This window comes from Candidatus Formimonas warabiya (assembly GCF_002777255.1).
Taxonomy (GTDB): domain Bacteria; phylum Bacillota; class Dehalobacteriia; order Dehalobacteriales; family Dehalobacteriaceae; genus Formimonas; species Formimonas warabiya.
In genome coordinates, this window is sequence record NZ_CP017634.1 from 5,000,266 (window position 1) to 5,014,681 (window position 14,416).

13 protein-coding genes are annotated in these 14,416 nt (G+C 47.8%); 9 read left to right on the forward strand and 4 right to left on the reverse strand.

Going from position 1 to position 14,416, the window contains the following annotated elements:
* Positions 1–104: 104 nt before the first annotated feature.
* The 4 genes from grdA (DCMF_RS22785) to DCMF_RS22805 all read right to left on the reverse strand — a co-directional run bounded on the left by grdA (DCMF_RS22785) (position 105) and on the right by DCMF_RS22805 (position 4,499).
* Entirely contained in the window at positions 105–551 is a 447-nt protein-coding gene (grdA, locus tag DCMF_RS22785; RefSeq protein WP_148136553.1) for a glycine/sarcosine/betaine reductase complex selenoprotein A, read from the reverse strand.
* A 59-nt stretch (positions 552–610) separates the two neighbouring features.
* A complete protein-coding gene (locus DCMF_RS22795) occupies positions 611–1,921 on the reverse strand; it encodes a glycine/betaine/sarcosine/D-proline family reductase selenoprotein B (protein ID WP_257790931.1) in 1,311 nt (436 codons plus the stop codon).
* Complete coding sequence (locus DCMF_RS22800; RefSeq protein WP_214658828.1) at positions 1,914–3,152, reverse strand: glycine/sarcosine/betaine reductase component B subunit; 1,239 nt, start codon at positions 3,150–3,152, stop codon at positions 1,914–1,916. The genes DCMF_RS22795 and DCMF_RS22800 overlap by 8 nt, the downstream gene beginning before the upstream one ends.
* A 96-nt stretch (positions 3,153–3,248) precedes the next feature.
* Entirely contained in the window at positions 3,249–4,499 is a 1,251-nt protein-coding gene (locus DCMF_RS22805; RefSeq protein ID WP_148136557.1) for a PucR family transcriptional regulator, read from the reverse strand.
* A gap of 304 nt (positions 4,500–4,803) precedes the next feature.
* On the opposite strand from DCMF_RS22805, the gene trxA reads away from it, so the two are divergent.
* From trxA to DCMF_RS22855, 9 genes are all read left to right on the forward strand, one after another.
* Positions 4,804–5,118, forward strand: coding sequence for a thioredoxin TrxA (trxA, locus tag DCMF_RS22810; RefSeq protein ID WP_148136558.1), 315 nt, complete (start codon positions 4,804–4,806; stop codon positions 5,116–5,118).
* A 64-nt stretch (positions 5,119–5,182) separates the two neighbouring features.
* Positions 5,183–5,626 carry a glycine/sarcosine/betaine reductase complex selenoprotein A gene (grdA, locus tag DCMF_RS22815; protein WP_148136559.1) on the forward strand — a complete coding sequence of 148 codons (444 nt, stop codon included), beginning with the start codon at positions 5,183–5,185 and terminating at the stop codon, positions 5,624–5,626.
* Positions 5,627–5,643: 17 nt separating this feature from the next.
* Entirely contained in the window at positions 5,644–7,185 is a 1,542-nt protein-coding gene (gene grdC / locus DCMF_RS22820) for a glycine/sarcosine/betaine reductase complex component C subunit beta (protein ID WP_148136560.1), read from the forward strand.
* A 35-nt stretch (positions 7,186–7,220) separates the two neighbouring features.
* Complete coding sequence (grdD, locus tag DCMF_RS22825) at positions 7,221–8,387, forward strand: glycine/sarcosine/betaine reductase complex component C subunit alpha (RefSeq protein WP_148136561.1); 1,167 nt, start codon at positions 7,221–7,223, stop codon at positions 8,385–8,387.
* A 52-nt stretch (positions 8,388–8,439) separates the two neighbouring features.
* The gene (locus tag DCMF_RS22830) at positions 8,440–9,699 is read left to right on the forward strand and encodes a glycine/sarcosine/betaine reductase component B subunit (protein ID WP_214658829.1); all 1,260 of its coding nucleotides are present in this window, start codon (positions 8,440–8,442) and stop codon (positions 9,697–9,699) included.
* 16 nt (positions 9,700–9,715) lie between these two features.
* Positions 9,716–11,026, forward strand: coding sequence for a glycine/betaine/sarcosine/D-proline family reductase selenoprotein B (locus tag DCMF_RS22835; protein WP_418219610.1), 1,311 nt, complete (start codon positions 9,716–9,718; stop codon positions 11,024–11,026).
* An 85-nt stretch (positions 11,027–11,111) separates the two neighbouring features.
* Entirely contained in the window at positions 11,112–12,173 is a 1,062-nt protein-coding gene (locus tag DCMF_RS22845; protein WP_148136565.1) for a tripartite tricarboxylate transporter substrate binding protein, read from the forward strand.
* A 147-nt stretch (positions 12,174–12,320) separates the two neighbouring features.
* A complete protein-coding gene (locus DCMF_RS22850; protein WP_214658831.1) occupies positions 12,321–13,850 on the forward strand; it encodes a tripartite tricarboxylate transporter permease in 1,530 nt (509 codons plus the stop codon).
* Complete coding sequence (locus tag DCMF_RS22855) at positions 13,850–14,386, forward strand: tripartite tricarboxylate transporter TctB family protein (RefSeq protein ID WP_148136567.1); 537 nt, start codon at positions 13,850–13,852, stop codon at positions 14,384–14,386. The genes DCMF_RS22850 and DCMF_RS22855 overlap by 1 nt, the downstream gene beginning before the upstream one ends.
* Positions 14,387–14,416 lie beyond the last annotated feature (30 nt).

Genomic DNA, 14,416 nt, shown 5'->3' on the forward strand with positions numbered 1-14,416 from the left:
TTGCTATTTTATTTGCAGCTTGAAATGATAAAATTATCAGGTATATCTTAACAGAATCTTTATTAAATAGAATATATCTTAGTCTGACTCCCAAACTGCCTCGATCAGGGGCTCCGGTAGGCCCGGCATTCCTTGATGATGTCCTCTACGGGGAATACCGTCTCCATGAAGCCGATATGTTCTTCGTACACTTCGGGAGGGATTTCATCCTTTAGTTCAAAGATGTGATAAGCCTTTAGTCCCAACGGGATTTCTGACAATGGACCGGCGTAGGAGGGATCGCCGGTGGATACGGTCTCGACGGCAATGCCGCAAACATCTGCCTCCGCTCCGCCCAGTATGACGATCAGGTCCCGATTGCCGTATTTCTCGGCAGATTCTTTGACGCGCGCCTGATTCCTCAGGTCCATTGCCCCGCCGGTTATTCAAAGGAAACATTCGGTTGAGGAAAAGACAACCTCACCCCCGGCCGCTTTGACACAAGCTTCAATGGCCTGACCGCTGATGCCGTTCTGGTCACCCAGGACAGCAACTTTTTTTCCTGAAAGCATTTTTTTCACTCCTCATATCACATTTTTAGAGATCTGAGTTGAATCCATGATAAACGTTCTTAGTAACTCATCGGTACGGTAATATGCTTGGTTAAGGCTGTCAGAGCCTTAACCACTAAAGCCTGCCTGCCCGTCTTCTCTTTTTCTGCCGATACTTCAGGATCTCCGAGAGGACTTGTTACCGTCAAGCCACGGACGATACGATAGGCGCCAAATTGCATGGCTAAGTCAACTAAAGGGGTGAGAACCACAGTGGGAATTCCTGCCGACTCAAACACCTTGGCCATTGTTGCTCCGCAACGTGTTCCTGTCCCTCATGTACTGGTAAGAAAAACCCCGTCAACTTGGTCTTGAATTAAAAACCGTACAATCTCTGATCCCATTTGTTTCGAATCTTTTACGGAAACCAGATTGCCGCAGGTAACAAAATACCACGGTACCAACCGGCCAATGCCCCCACTTTTCTCCATGCCAATCAGCGTATCTACCGGGAGTATCCGGTTAAAATCAATGGTCGCGTAATTGGTATCAAAACCGCCATGGATGCACTGAAATCTTGCCATTTCTCCTTCAACCAGGGGTAAATCATAACGGAACCAACGGGTTTCTCTGGCCGAGCGCAACCTGTTCGGGTTGCCTAAGGGCACGATTCCTCCCTCGGTAACGAGAGCAATGCGGGCAGTAGACAAATCTGCGATAGGAGGGGCAGATCGGATCCCATTGTTTTTGGCAATGGGTATTTCAGAGCCAGCCTCTTCGTCATGAAGAATCCGGACCAGCATCTGCACAGCTCTCGTCGCCCCATTGGCGCTAACCAGGGTATTACCCCTTTTGCCGGTTAAAAAAGCCCCGTCAGTGTCAATGATCCCTCTCTGCCCTTGCCTTAATTTGTCTATCATTTTGCTAAATTGACGGACATCATTTTTCATATCTCTGATTGTTTCACCAGCAGGGACAAAATAGATATCAGGCGGTAGAATAGAAAAGGCCGGATTGTGGGGGGACATACTTAATACCGTAGGAATGCCCAGTTCCCGGGATACCCGGCTGCATATCCAGGCACAGGCTAAGCCATAGCGCCCCATACATAAACAAGGGCCGGCGATAAAAATATCCGGGTTCATCTTTTTGACAAACGCCATCACTTTTTGCAGGGCCAAATCCTTATGTTCAACAAAGTAATTGTCACCTGCCATGATGGTTGCCACTATTTTGTAGTCGGTTCCCAATAATTCCTGAATTTTTTTGGACGGTCCAATGGGCTCATTCTTTACTTGTGGCTTTAGGTCCGCCATTTCCTCTCCACCCATGCCGCCGAAGAATTGGTTTAAATAATGAACGATACGGACAGGATTTTGGTATCTAGCCATTCGCTCGGATCACCCCTCCACCGCACGGATTAATACTGCCTACCATCGTCTGTATAGGCACTTTAACTTCGTTCATGGCGTTATTGCCTCTGATATATTTACCGCCATAGACCCGCTTGACCTCCGGCAGGATGATTTCTTCCTCCCCATTGCCGATGCTAATTAGATTGTCAAACTCTTTGACCTGCTGCCGCCGTCCCATTTCGGCGCATTGTTCTCCATTAGCAGGCATCATCACTACCTTGATACCGAGCGCATTACATTTATCATGTAAAACGCACATTCTCTTTACTGCGAGCTTATTACGCCCTCCGCAAATGATCGCTCCCGTAGCATTTAGCAGCTGAAGCATTTGTACGAGAACCAGACATTCGTCTTCAATCGACCGCAATTGACAAGAACTTTTTTCCGTAAGGAGAATTAAACCATTAAAGCTGACCATCTGGCCATGGGCTTCCATCAATGCGTTGACAAGGGGGTTATTTTGGTAAAAATAGGTCGTGTTCCGGTTTGCGGAATCCCTGATCAGGCCGCTTACGATAGCGCCATCCACAAGTTCATTGGGGTGGATCGTGCAAATATCTTCCTCAACTGTCTGGCCATAGAGTAAATCACCGGATAGTCTGCCCCCGCCTGCTAGTTCCAGGATACCTATTGCCCCAGGTAAGTAATGAGCCACCTTATTAATTTGGTAAATTTGATGGGAGTCCGGGTAGGATGAAGAATGGGTCCATTCCGCTATTAATGCTGCGCTCTTAAGTCCCGCCAACTGCAGACTTTTTATGATATCGGGTTTAGGATACCCCGTGTCTGGGGTGATTTCTATGATGATGCCGCATAATGAACTAAAAAGTGAAAATCCCAGAAGTGACGTCGAATAATCAATGATTGCCTCCTGAACTTCAAAGGGCAGATTGCAGCAGGTAACAATGCACATGCCGGACAATTTTATCGTAGTGCCCATACCCACCCCGTTTTTCTCCCCCAATAAATTGGGGAATAACCCCAGCATGTCGGGTTTCCAAGTGGGCTCAATCACATCCAAAACATTGATCACCCGGCAACAATCTCCGGGATGCACGATATTGATTTCCAGTGATTTTAGATGGCAGTCTTTTAGTAGTTCATTCTTTAGTTTTTCCATGTTTATCGTCAGCAGTCCGTGCTCAACCGAAAAATGCTTTCCGAATTCCACACGGTTAACATGGATCTTTTGCAAAGAAAGCTTCATAAATGATCCCCCATCATTAATTTTACATTTTCGCGAAAATAGCGCCATGGAGCGATAGACAAAGTGTTTTGTCTATTGGGGACAAAATGAAGAAGATTAATAATCAAGAAAAGCAGGGAATCCACTAGTCATGAAACGGTGCAGTTTCAGTGCCAAAAGTAGGTTAAAGAGATCTTCCGTTTTATCCAGGCTGAGTTTGGTTAGCTCCTCTACTTTACCCAGCCGGTATTTTACGGTATTCCGGTGCAAAAACAGATTGTCTGCAACCCGGTTAATATTACAGTCACAACGGAAAAAACTGTATAAGGTAGGCATTAACGAGGGCCCCTTTTCCTTATCATGCAGTATTACGGATCCTAGATATTGATCAATATATTCCTGTATCTCTTGATTTTTCGGTATTTGGCCTAACACCTTATAGGCTCCTAGGCTTTCACAATGGTAAACACCACTTTGGTTACGCACCAGTTGAAAATTATTATCGATGGCCAAATGGGCTTCCAGGTAACTTTCATAGAAGTATGAAAGGTCCGTTTTTATGCCGCCCACACCTACGATAAAACAATAGCCCGGCATTTTTTTCTGAACAGCGGTAAACAAATCTTCCGCAAGTGCCTGTGCTTTATTCCCGTCAATCAAGATCACCAGCTCATTATGGTTTTCAAAAGCGAATGCCTGAGCGTAACTGGTGCTATTTGAAATGCATTGTAAAGCAAAGTTGATCCAACTGTTTTCGACGGATGATAGATCTTCCTTTCCCATTTTGCCGCCATTATTGTCGTAAATCAGATGAACAATAATGATGGCGCCTGTTTTTGGGATAGTTAATCCCTCTCGCTCAAGGTGGAGGATTTCTTCTCGGGAAATCTGACCGAAAATCAACTGTCTCATGACTTCAGTGTTCCGTTTTTGTTTGACCAATATCGTTTCTTTTTCCCAGCCCCACCTAAGGGATAAAATCAGTGCGACTAATTTGAGTAAATCCAATGTTGATTGTGTACATGGATGCAATGGCGGATGAAGAAGGGCACACAGCACTCCTTCCATTCTCCCGGTATGCGCAGTGATCGGTAACAATACCAGATGATCGTTATGCCTGGAAATATGAACCGGTTCATCCCGGTAATGCAGAGAAGAAAGAACACCTTCCTGCCATAATTCCTGATAATCCCATGGCAAATTCTCACCTTGCATACGATCAGGTTTACTGGAAGCCAACAATTGAAAATGGGAATTTAGGATGAATATTTCCCCGCCCAGTTGGTCAGCGACAACCCGGCAAATTTCAAACAGGTTTGCTCCTTTTTTAGCGATTTGAATGATTCGTTCCTTTTTATCATCGTTCATTCCGCATCACCCTCATCCATCATCCATACACGCCCCCTGGCCATTTATGCAGGACTTAGTCCTTTGCGCCAGAATATTTATGGTACCGTCAACTGGAAGGAAATTACGACTCTCCCAGCTAAAACAATTTTCAAGATAAATTTCTTTAATCCTTCTTGCTATTTTACAAAATTTCTTTATTATTTTTATGCGCTTTTTGTGACCAATTAACAAAATACTTTGGTTGGTATAGCTATGGCGGTATTTACGTAAAGCTGTAAAATATAAAATAGATCAGTAAAGACTTGATAAGTAGGTGAATACGATGATTGAAGTCACAAAGGAAAATTTTGCGGAAGAGGTACTAAAAGCACAGAGTTTGGTAATGGTTGATTTTTGGAGTGAAAAATGTGAACCATGCAAGGCATTAATGCCCAGCGTCCATCAGTTGGCAGAAAAAAATGCAGGCAAGGCAAAATTCTGCAGTTTGGATACCGCCAGTAACAAAAGGCTTGCGATCAGTCAAAAGGTTTTAGGTTTGCCCACCATCGCATTTTACAAAAATGGAGAAAAGATTGCCGAATTGGTTAAGGATTTCGCTATTGAAGATGTACAGGAAAAATTGGATGAGTTGGGATAAAGACTGGTGCAGCTTTTTCTAAACAGGAGACAAAGATAGAATCAAAACGAAGGGGGTAGGCACAATGCTGCAAGGAAAAAAGGTGGCCATTCTTGGCGATCGTGACGGCATTCCCGGACCGGCCATCGAAGAATGCGTGAAATCTGCCGGGGCAGAGGTAGTATTCTCAACCACAGAATGCTTTGTCTGAACGGCGGCTGGAGCAATGGACCTGGAAAATCAGGCAAGGATTAAAGATTTAACGGAAAAGTACGGTAACGAGGACTTGATTGTTGTGCTTGGCGGAGCGGAAGCGGAGGCTTCCGGTCTCGCCGCGGAAACCGTATCTACCGGCGATCCTACCTTTGCGGGTCCCTTATCCGGAGTCTCGTTGGGACTCAAAGCTTATCATATGTTTGAACTGAAAGAGGAAGTTGACCCGAAAGTTTACGATGAACAGATCAGCATGATGGAAATGGTTCTGGATGTAGATGAAATCATCAATGAAGTGAAGACCTATCGGGGTTAGCTAGGGGAGGAGATTTCATGTGTTTTCCGGTTGTCAAAGGTGCCGCATATGCTTTAATACAGGCTACCGATATGCTGATACACCACGGTACAACGCAAACGTCGGAACGGCGAAAAAATCCGGTGTCCGAGCATTTAGGGAAATTACCGGAATACCTGAGAAGTTTTCAGGATGCCGTCAGTTATGCGCCCAATCAAGTCTATATCGGCAACATGGCCCCTGATGATTTAAAAGATATTTCCCGTCCCTGGTACCGGGCACCTGTTGCCGGTGCCTCCCGAGAGGGGAAGTATGGGGAAATTATGCCGGAGGATGAATTTCTCGGGCTCATGAAAATTGTTGATGTCTTTGATCTGGTGGTTTTGGAAGAACAGTTCCAAGCAGCTGTCCAAGAAAAGATCACCGGCCACCCCATCTTGGGGGGCATGAAAGATCTCGATAAATTATCCAAGAATCCTGGCCACGCTGAGAAAATAAGCAAACTGGTAGAGGGCTATTTGGCGCAGCCCATGTATTTTAAGGGAAGGCTTGTGGGATGTGTGAAGAAAGCCCATGAATTTGATGAAGCCTTATCCGGCCAGGTGATGTTTGAAAATCTCGTCTGTAAAGCTTCCGCCGTATTTGCTTTAAAACTTCTTCTCGCCAAAACCGAATTGCAGGCGGAAGAGGTGGAATATATTATCGAGTGTTCAGAAGAAGCCTGCGGCGATATGAATCAAAGAGGCGGGGGCAATTTTGCCAAGGCGATCGGAGAAATGTGCGGATGTATTCACGCTACCGGTTCTGATACCCGAAGTTTTTGTGCCGGTCCGGCCCATGCTTTGGTTGAGGCTGCAGCTTTGGCCCAATCAGGCGTTTATAAAAATGTTGTCGTTTTGGCCGGGGGCGCTTCTGCTAAGCTAGGCATGAATTCCAAGGACCATGTGAAAAAAGGGATGCCGGTTTTGGAAGATATGCTGGGTGCATTTGCCGTTCATATCACGGAAAATGACGGCGTCAGTCCGGTCATCCGCACCGACGCTGTAGGACGCCATCAAATTGGTTCCGGCGCTTCACCCCAGGCGGTGATGACGGCCATTGTGGCGGATCCTTTAGACAAGCTAGGGTATAAGATTCCTCAGGTGGACTATTATTGCCCGGAAATGCAGAATCCGGAGATTACCGAACCTGCCGGGGCAGGAGACGTTCCCCTGGCGAATTACAAGATGATCGGCGCCCTGGCTGTGAAACGGGGAGAATTGGACAAAGCAAATCTTCTTCAGGCGGTTGCACGTTTTGGCATGCCGGGTTTTGCTCCCACCCAGGGCCATATTCCTTCCGGCGTCCCCTTTATCGGTCATGCCCGGGATATGATCTTGACCGGGAAAATAACCAGAGCGATGATGATCGGTAAGGGAAGCCTCTTCCTGGGCAGACTGACCAACCTATTTGACGGCGTGTCCTTTTTGATAGAAAAGAACAGCGGGGTATCCCAGGAAACCGGCTTTAACAAAGAAGAAGTCAGAGCCCTGATTGGGGAAGCCATGCGGGATTTTGCCCAAGCATTTAGAACCGAGTAAAAAGAATCAGAGCAATTCCCGGAGGGGGTGAAACCATGGGCGTAAACCAGACCAGAGAAGCAATAGCTGAGGTATTTGAAGAAGTAGCCGACGCTCTGGAAACAGGGTCCTTTGGTAAAAAAATACGAGTAGGGCTGACCATTCTCGGCAGTGAGCACGGGCCTAAAGAACTGGTCGAGGGAGCTGAGCTGGCGCAAAGGCAGAATCCGGATATAGAGGTTGTGGTGATCGGCGGCGGCGCGGAAAATCAGCTGGAAATAGTAGAGGCAGGAGACGAAAAAGAGGCACACGCCAAAATGGATGAAATGCTTCTCAAGGGGACCTTAGATTCTGCTGTAACCATGCATTACAATTTTCCCATTGGTGTCTCTACGGTAGGCAGAGTAGTAACCCCTGCCAAAGGCCGGGAGATGTTTCTCGCCACCACCACGGGTACCTCTGCTACCGAACGGGTGCCCGCCATGATGCGAAATACCATTTACGGGATTGCCGTCGCCAAAGCCTGCGGAAAGAGCTGTCCTACGGTGGGAATCTTGAATATTGATGGAGCAAGACAGGCGGAAAGGGCATTAAAAAAACTTCAGGAAGGGGGATATCCTCTTCACCTTGCCGAATCCGCCCGGGCGGACGGCGGAGTGGTCATGAGAGGCAATGACCTTTTGATGGGTGTTCCCGACATTATGGTTCATGACAGCCTAACCGGCAATGTGCTGATGAAAGTTTTTTCCGCCTATACAAGCGGGGGGAGTTACGAGTCTGCCGGTTACGGCTATGGTCCCGGAGTAAGCGAAGATTATGACCGGATCATCTGCATTATTTCCCGCGCCTCGGGGGCACCGGTAATTGCCGGCGCCATTCGATTTGCGGCCGACTGTGCCCGGGGAAAACTGCCGGAAAAGGTAAAGGCGGAATTTGCTTTAGCCAGGAAAGCCGGTTGGGATCCGATCATAAAGTCCTTGCGTTCTTCTGCGGTGCCGAAAAAAGAAGAGGCAGAAAGGGAAGCCGTCGCTCCGCCCAAGAAACCGGTAGCGGATGCTATCCCCGGAGTTGAGGTGATGCAGCTGGAAGATGCGGTATCCGTTTTGTGGAGGGCTAACATCTATGCGGAAAGCGGCATGGGCTGTACCGGTCCAATTGTGATGGTCGCTCCGGAAGATAAGGAAAAAGCTTTGGAAATTCTTAAGCAAAAGGAATACCTCTAATTTATTATCAACTATGTATACAAGTATGCAAAAAACAACGGAGGTGAAGAACATGAGTTTACGGCTGAATTTTTTTCCGGTAAAAGAAGTGGCTATAGGGGAAAAGGCCGGGTGGACCGACGGTCGTCTGGACATAAACCTGGATGATGTACGCACCCAGATTATGAAGGATGCTCATGTAAAGCAGGTTTGTTTCGACTTGGTTCATCCGGGCGAATCTACCCGTGTGATCCATGTATTGGACGTGATTCAGCCTCGGGTCAAGGCAGACGGCAGTCCCTGTTTTCCGGGCTTTTTGGCACCGTCCAACAGTGGAGGCCAAGGAGTGACAAACGTCTTAGAGGGGTTATTGGTGGCTTCCTGTGCTCAGGTTGAGGGGGCCAATCCTCTATTTACCCCTAAAGAGGGGATTATTGATATGGGTTGCCCGGGGGCAGATTTATCTCCTTTTGCCGGAAGTCACTTGTTTGTTTTAAAGCTGGAATTTCTGGATGGCCTGGGAGATGAAGACCTGGCTCAAAGTATTAACCTTGCCGGCTTCCGGGCGGCGACAGTTTTAGCCGGCATCACCCTGAGGGAGATTCCGGCACGGCAGCAGGTATTGGACAGCAGGGTGATAAGCCCCAACCTTCCCGGAGTTGGAGTAGTGATGCAGCTGGGGGGAGAAGGGCCTCTTCATGATACTTACATCGCCGGGCACTCTGTTACCGGGATGCTGCCATTGCTGACCCGGTATGAGAAACTGGCTGACGGAATGGTAGTAGCCAATAATTTTACCTATGCCAGTCAACGAAATTATACCTGTCTTTATCAACAAAATATGCTTTTAGAATCCTTGCTGGCCCGTGCAGATGAAGTCGCCCTTCGTGGGGTCATCCTTACGCGCGGGTACAGCCAATCCCGGGACAGTAAACTGCGCATGGCCGGCTTAGCGGCCGAAATAGCAGATGCCTCCGAAGTTGAAGGCGTGATCGTCACCACGGAAGGAGCAGGCAATGCCCATATTGATACCATGCTAACCTGTCAGGAGTGTGAAAAACGTGGCCTGCACACAGTGATATTATTAAATGAAATGTCTGATACCAATGGGAATGACCCGGGATTTATTGATTTTGTCCCGGAGGCAGACGCCATCGTTAGTGTGGGGAACAGGGAAGAAATCATAGAGTTGCCTCCGGTAGATCAGGTTGTGGGAGGTACCTTGTTGGAAGGTAAAATACTTGCTGCGGGTGAAATCAAAGTTCCCTTGCGTGATATTTGTGGCGCTACTAATGAAATGGGGGCCTGGCGTAACGGAGCCCAAGCTTTTTGAAAGGAGGAAAAAGGCCGTGGAAAATTTCCGGGTAGTACACTACCTCAATCAGTTTTTTGCAGGAATTGGAGGCGAGGATCAGGCAGACATGTCTCCGGCGATCAGAGAAGGGTGCGTGGGACCGGGACTTAGTCTGGACAGGCTATGGCAAGGACAGGGGAAAATAGTAGCGACTGTGATCTGTGGAGACAACTATTTTTCCACCAATCCGGAAGCGACGGTTCAGGAGCTCTTGCCGTTGATCGAAGCCCATCACCCGGATGTGGTCATCGCCGGTCCGGCTTTTGCTTCCGGGCGGTATGGTTTATCCTGCGGGTATCTTTGCCGGGCGGTCGTTTCCAAATTGAGAATCCCCTGTGTCACATCGATGGAGCCGGAGAATCCCGGGGTCCAAGAGGCGAAAGGATTGGCATACATCATATCGGCGTCAGACAGGGTAGCCAGAATGGGGAGAGTCTTGCCTAAGGTGGCAAGGTTAGCGGCAAAATTAGCTTGCGGACAATCGCCGGGAGCAGCGCAGGAGGAGGGCTATCTTCCGCGCGGGTACCGTTTAAATACGCTTCGGACAGAATCTGGGGCCGTGCGCGCAGTGAATATGCTGCTGGCCAAAATGAACAAACATTCTTTTATGACAGAAATTCCTTTGCCTCAGTATGATCAGGTTACTGCGGCTGCTCCCCTGGAAACAGGGGGTAAGATCCGTTTGGCTCTGGTGACCGAGTCGGGGCTGGTTCCTGAAGGCAATCCGGATCATCTGGAAAGCTCCCGGGCCACCAAGTGGTTGAAGTATCCTATCCCCGGTGAAAAATATGTGGCCAATAAGCACTATTCTTTGCATGGCGGATATGATGTCAGATTTGTTAATGCTGATCCCAACCGAGTAGTACCTTTGGATGCGGTTGCTACACTGGTGCGGGAGGGGGTGATTGGGGAAGTTTGTCAGCACTATTATGTGACGACCGGGATGGCTGCGCCCATTGCCCGGGCCACCAAGTTCGGGTCGGAGATAGCCCATGACCTGCTGCAAGAAGGCGTGAATATGGTGATTGTAACCTCTACCTGAGGGACCGGGACGCGTTGCGGCGCAACGCTTGCCAAAGAAATTGAAAGGGAGGGGATTCCGGCAGTGATCATTACTGCTTTGCCTGATGTGGCACGCAATATTGGTACGCCACGTATTGTTCAGGGAGTGGCCATTACTAATCCTACGGGTGATCCGAAAAAATCGGCCGAAGGAGAAGTGCAGTTACGCCGGGATCTGGTACTAAGATGTATCCGGGCGGCACACACACCGATTGAAAATCCAACGCTTTTCCAGAATGAATAGGTCCATTACGTGGATTACCATTTTATGCATTAGAGGTTTAAAGTTAACAGTGCCCTAGGTTGATTAAATTAAGGAGGCGGATTGGATGAAAAAGTATTTATTTGTCACAACGTTATTGGTTATGTTCTTAATGGTGGCCTTAGCCGGATGTGGCGCTAAAGAGGGGCAGAATCCTCCAGGCGAAGGCTCGAATGCGGCGGGGACCCCGGCTTATAAAGCCGACGACGTCATCAAGGTTATCGTGCCGTTTTCTGCCGGCGGTGGATATGATCGTTTAGCCCGGCTGATTCAGCCCTATTTTCAGGATGCCATTAACGAAGCAATTGGTGGGGGATCCGTCACGGTTCTTGTGGAAAATATTACTGGCGCCGGCGGTGTATTGGGGTACAGCGAAATGTTCCGGGCACCCGGAGATGGCAAAACCTTAGGGGTTATTGGTACTGCGGCGTCACCTTACCAGCAGCTTAGCAGCGGCCAGTTCGATCTTGGCAAATTCGTCCAACTTGGTCAAATGAACAATGATCCGGACGTACTGGTTGTTTCCGCTAAATCACCTTTCAACAACATTAATGACTTAGTTGAACGTTCTAAACAGCAACCGATCTTGTTTGCCACTGAGGGGCAAGGTGCTTCCGGCCATTTAGATCCCTTGGTAACGCAATCGATTTTGAAAGATAACGGCATAAATTTAAATATTGATTTCTTGCATTATGAGGGAACTAGCCAGGCCTTGCTGGGCGTAGTTAAGGGAGAAGCAGAGGCTGAGCTGGTAACGGAAAGTACTGCGCTGTCTTTAGTAAAGTCTGGTGATTTAAAGGGTATCGCCATTACCAGTTTGGAACGGGGCAAATATGTTACGGATGCCCCCACGATGAAGGAGCAAAACATTTCTGGGGCGGAAGATATTAGTAACGCTATCGGTATGACGCGGATTCTCGTATCATCTCCCGGTACGCCTGACAACGTGGCCAAAGTATTACGTGACGCGTTGAAGAAAGCAATAGAAAATCCCGATTTCCTGGACAAGGCCAAGACAGCAAGCCTGCCGGTCTTCTATGCATCGCCTGAGGATGTACAAAAGAATATGGACATTCGCTTACAGGTAGCCGACAAGTATAAGGATCTTATTTTGCCTCTTATGAAGTAAAGCAAGTTATTGATTTTATCGGTTTTCCCTTGATAAATATGGAGGGGCAGTCCTAGATAAATTCGTGCCGGGACTGCCCCCTTAAGGAAATCTTTTTTGGCAGAATCCTGGATTGTCTCCGATTTCTTAATGGAGGAGTTGATAATATTGCTGGAAAGTGCATGGTCAGGGTTAGCGATCTTGTTTCAACCTGACTCTCTTCTTTACATGTTGGAAGGCAGCATGTTAGGCATAATTCTAAGCCTGGTACCCGGACTAACCGGGGTTAATGCCATGATCTTACTGATTCCTTTAACCTACCATATGGGCGCCAGCCAGGCCATGGTGATCATGGTATCGATCATAGGGGCGTCAATGTGCGGCGGCTCAGTGCACACCATCTTAATCGGCATTCCCGGTGCGGGAGTAAACACCCCCACGGTTTTTGACGGCTTCCCCCTAGCAAAGAAAGGGCGTGCGGCTGAAGCTATTGGGGCGATGGCGGCAGCTTCCGCTTATGGCGGCATGTTCGGTGCTTTGGTATTGATGATCTCCTTGCCCGTGATGCGCAAAATCGTGCTGCTTCTTGGTCCGCCGGAATATTTTATGATTGCGCTATTGGGTCTTTCCATCGTCGGTTCTTTGGCCGGACGCTCGATATTAAGCGGTTTATTGGCTGTATGCATTGGGCTGATGATGAGCTACGTGGGCTTTAACCCGGTGGTAGGAGGGGAGCGTTTTACATTTGGGATAATGGGTCTTTGGGATGGGATCCCCATGACTTGTGCTTTTATTGGGTTATTCGCCGTTTCAGCAGTGATGGACATGGCTCTGGAAGGCAGCCCTATCGCGGAAATAAAGGTGAAACTGAAAGGCTCTTTCAACCAAATGCTTACGGGGGTGAAGGCACCTTTTCATCATTTGGGTCTCTTATTACGATGCAGCGCGATGGGAACGGTTCTGGGCGCCGTACCTGGTCACGGCGGTGTGGTAGGGGCTTTCCTGACTTACGCCCATGCGGTGCAGAGTGCTAAGGATAAGTCTATGTTTGGAAAGGGAGATATCCGCGGTGTAATTGGACCGGAGAGCGGGAAAAATGCAGTGGGGGGCGGGGCCCTGATACCGACCCTGTCTTTAGGTATTCCGGGAAGCGAGATGACAGCCTTATTGCTGCCCGTATTAATGCTTCATGGGATTACTCCAGGTCCGGAGATGATCACGAGGCATCTTGACGTAGTCTGGGTTATGGTCTGGTCATTAGTTATTTCCCATATTTTTGGCAGCATAATTTCTTGTCTGGCTTCACCTCAACTGGCCTTGATCACCCGGGTTCGTCCCTCCTATTTAGTACCGATCATTCTGGCGGTTAGCCTGATCGGGAGCTATACCTACAATAAAAGGATGGAGGACGTGCTGATTACTTTAGTGATCGGTTTCATCGGTTACGCGATGAAAAGTTACAAGATACCTGTTGCCGCGGCGGTTATGGGTTATATTCTCGGTAGTGTGATGGAAAAATCTTTTTTCCAGTCGCTTCAAATGGGTCGGGGAAATTTTATGGTTTTCTTTAACCGCCCGATTTCTTTGTTCCTTTTGATTGTTACCATTGTTGCCTTTTTCTGGCCCTATATTAGTATTGCAATTAAAAGGATGAGAACAGGAAAGACTATTGCCGGTCAAGAGCAAGGAGGGGATTAATGATGGAAAACAGGAATGCAATCATATTTCATCTTATGCTGCTGGCATTGTTTATTTTCCTGACCTTCATGTCAATAGGGGAGCAGATTCATTCGTTTGTTTTTCCATTAATTATCTTAGCCCTGTCGATTGTTATCTGTATTTTAAAAATTTTGGCTTTATGGAAAAAGGAATGGGGCATGGTTCTCGATCCTGGGGGCGTGTTCGCTAATGTTGACAAATCATCAGCGCTGCCCACTAAGGAGGAGAATGAAAAGGAGGATGATGAGATTGATCAAGACGTCACTCCTAAGGAAATTCCTAACAAGTTATCATTAGTTTCGGTTTTAGTTTGGTTAATTGGAACCGTTGTTGCTTATTATCTGGTCGGTATTGTTGTGGCCACAGGTCTTTCCATTATTACCTTCATGATTTTCCTGGCACGTGAGAAGCTGTTGCGGTCGATAGTGACCGCTATCGCGGTACCGTTAATACTCCACCTGGGATTTGATGTTCTTTTGAATATGAAACTTTTCCCCGGAATATTTTTTAAGTGATTCTGACATGAGTGAGTCAGGGGACGGTTC

Coding starts and splice junctions, on each gene's coding strand:
- DCMF_RS22800 (WP_214658828.1), bottom strand. CDS start 3,152: ATGAAGCTTTCTTTGCAAAAGATCCATGTTAACCGTGTGGAATTCGGA.
- DCMF_RS22805 (WP_148136557.1), bottom strand. CDS start 4,499: ATGAACGATGATAAAAAGGAACGAATCATTCAAATCGCTAAAAAAGGA.
- trxA (WP_148136558.1), top strand. CDS start 4,804: ATGATTGAAGTCACAAAGGAAAATTTTGCGGAAGAGGTACTAAAAGCA.
- grdC (WP_148136560.1), top strand. CDS start 5,644: ATGTGTTTTCCGGTTGTCAAAGGTGCCGCATATGCTTTAATACAGGCT.
- grdD (WP_148136561.1), top strand. CDS start 7,221: ATGGGCGTAAACCAGACCAGAGAAGCAATAGCTGAGGTATTTGAAGAA.
- DCMF_RS22830 (WP_214658829.1), top strand. CDS start 8,440: ATGAGTTTACGGCTGAATTTTTTTCCGGTAAAAGAAGTGGCTATAGGG.
- DCMF_RS22845 (WP_148136565.1), top strand. CDS start 11,112: ATGAAAAAGTATTTATTTGTCACAACGTTATTGGTTATGTTCTTAATG.
- DCMF_RS22855 (WP_148136567.1), top strand. CDS start 13,850: ATGATGGAAAACAGGAATGCAATCATATTTCATCTTATGCTGCTGGCA.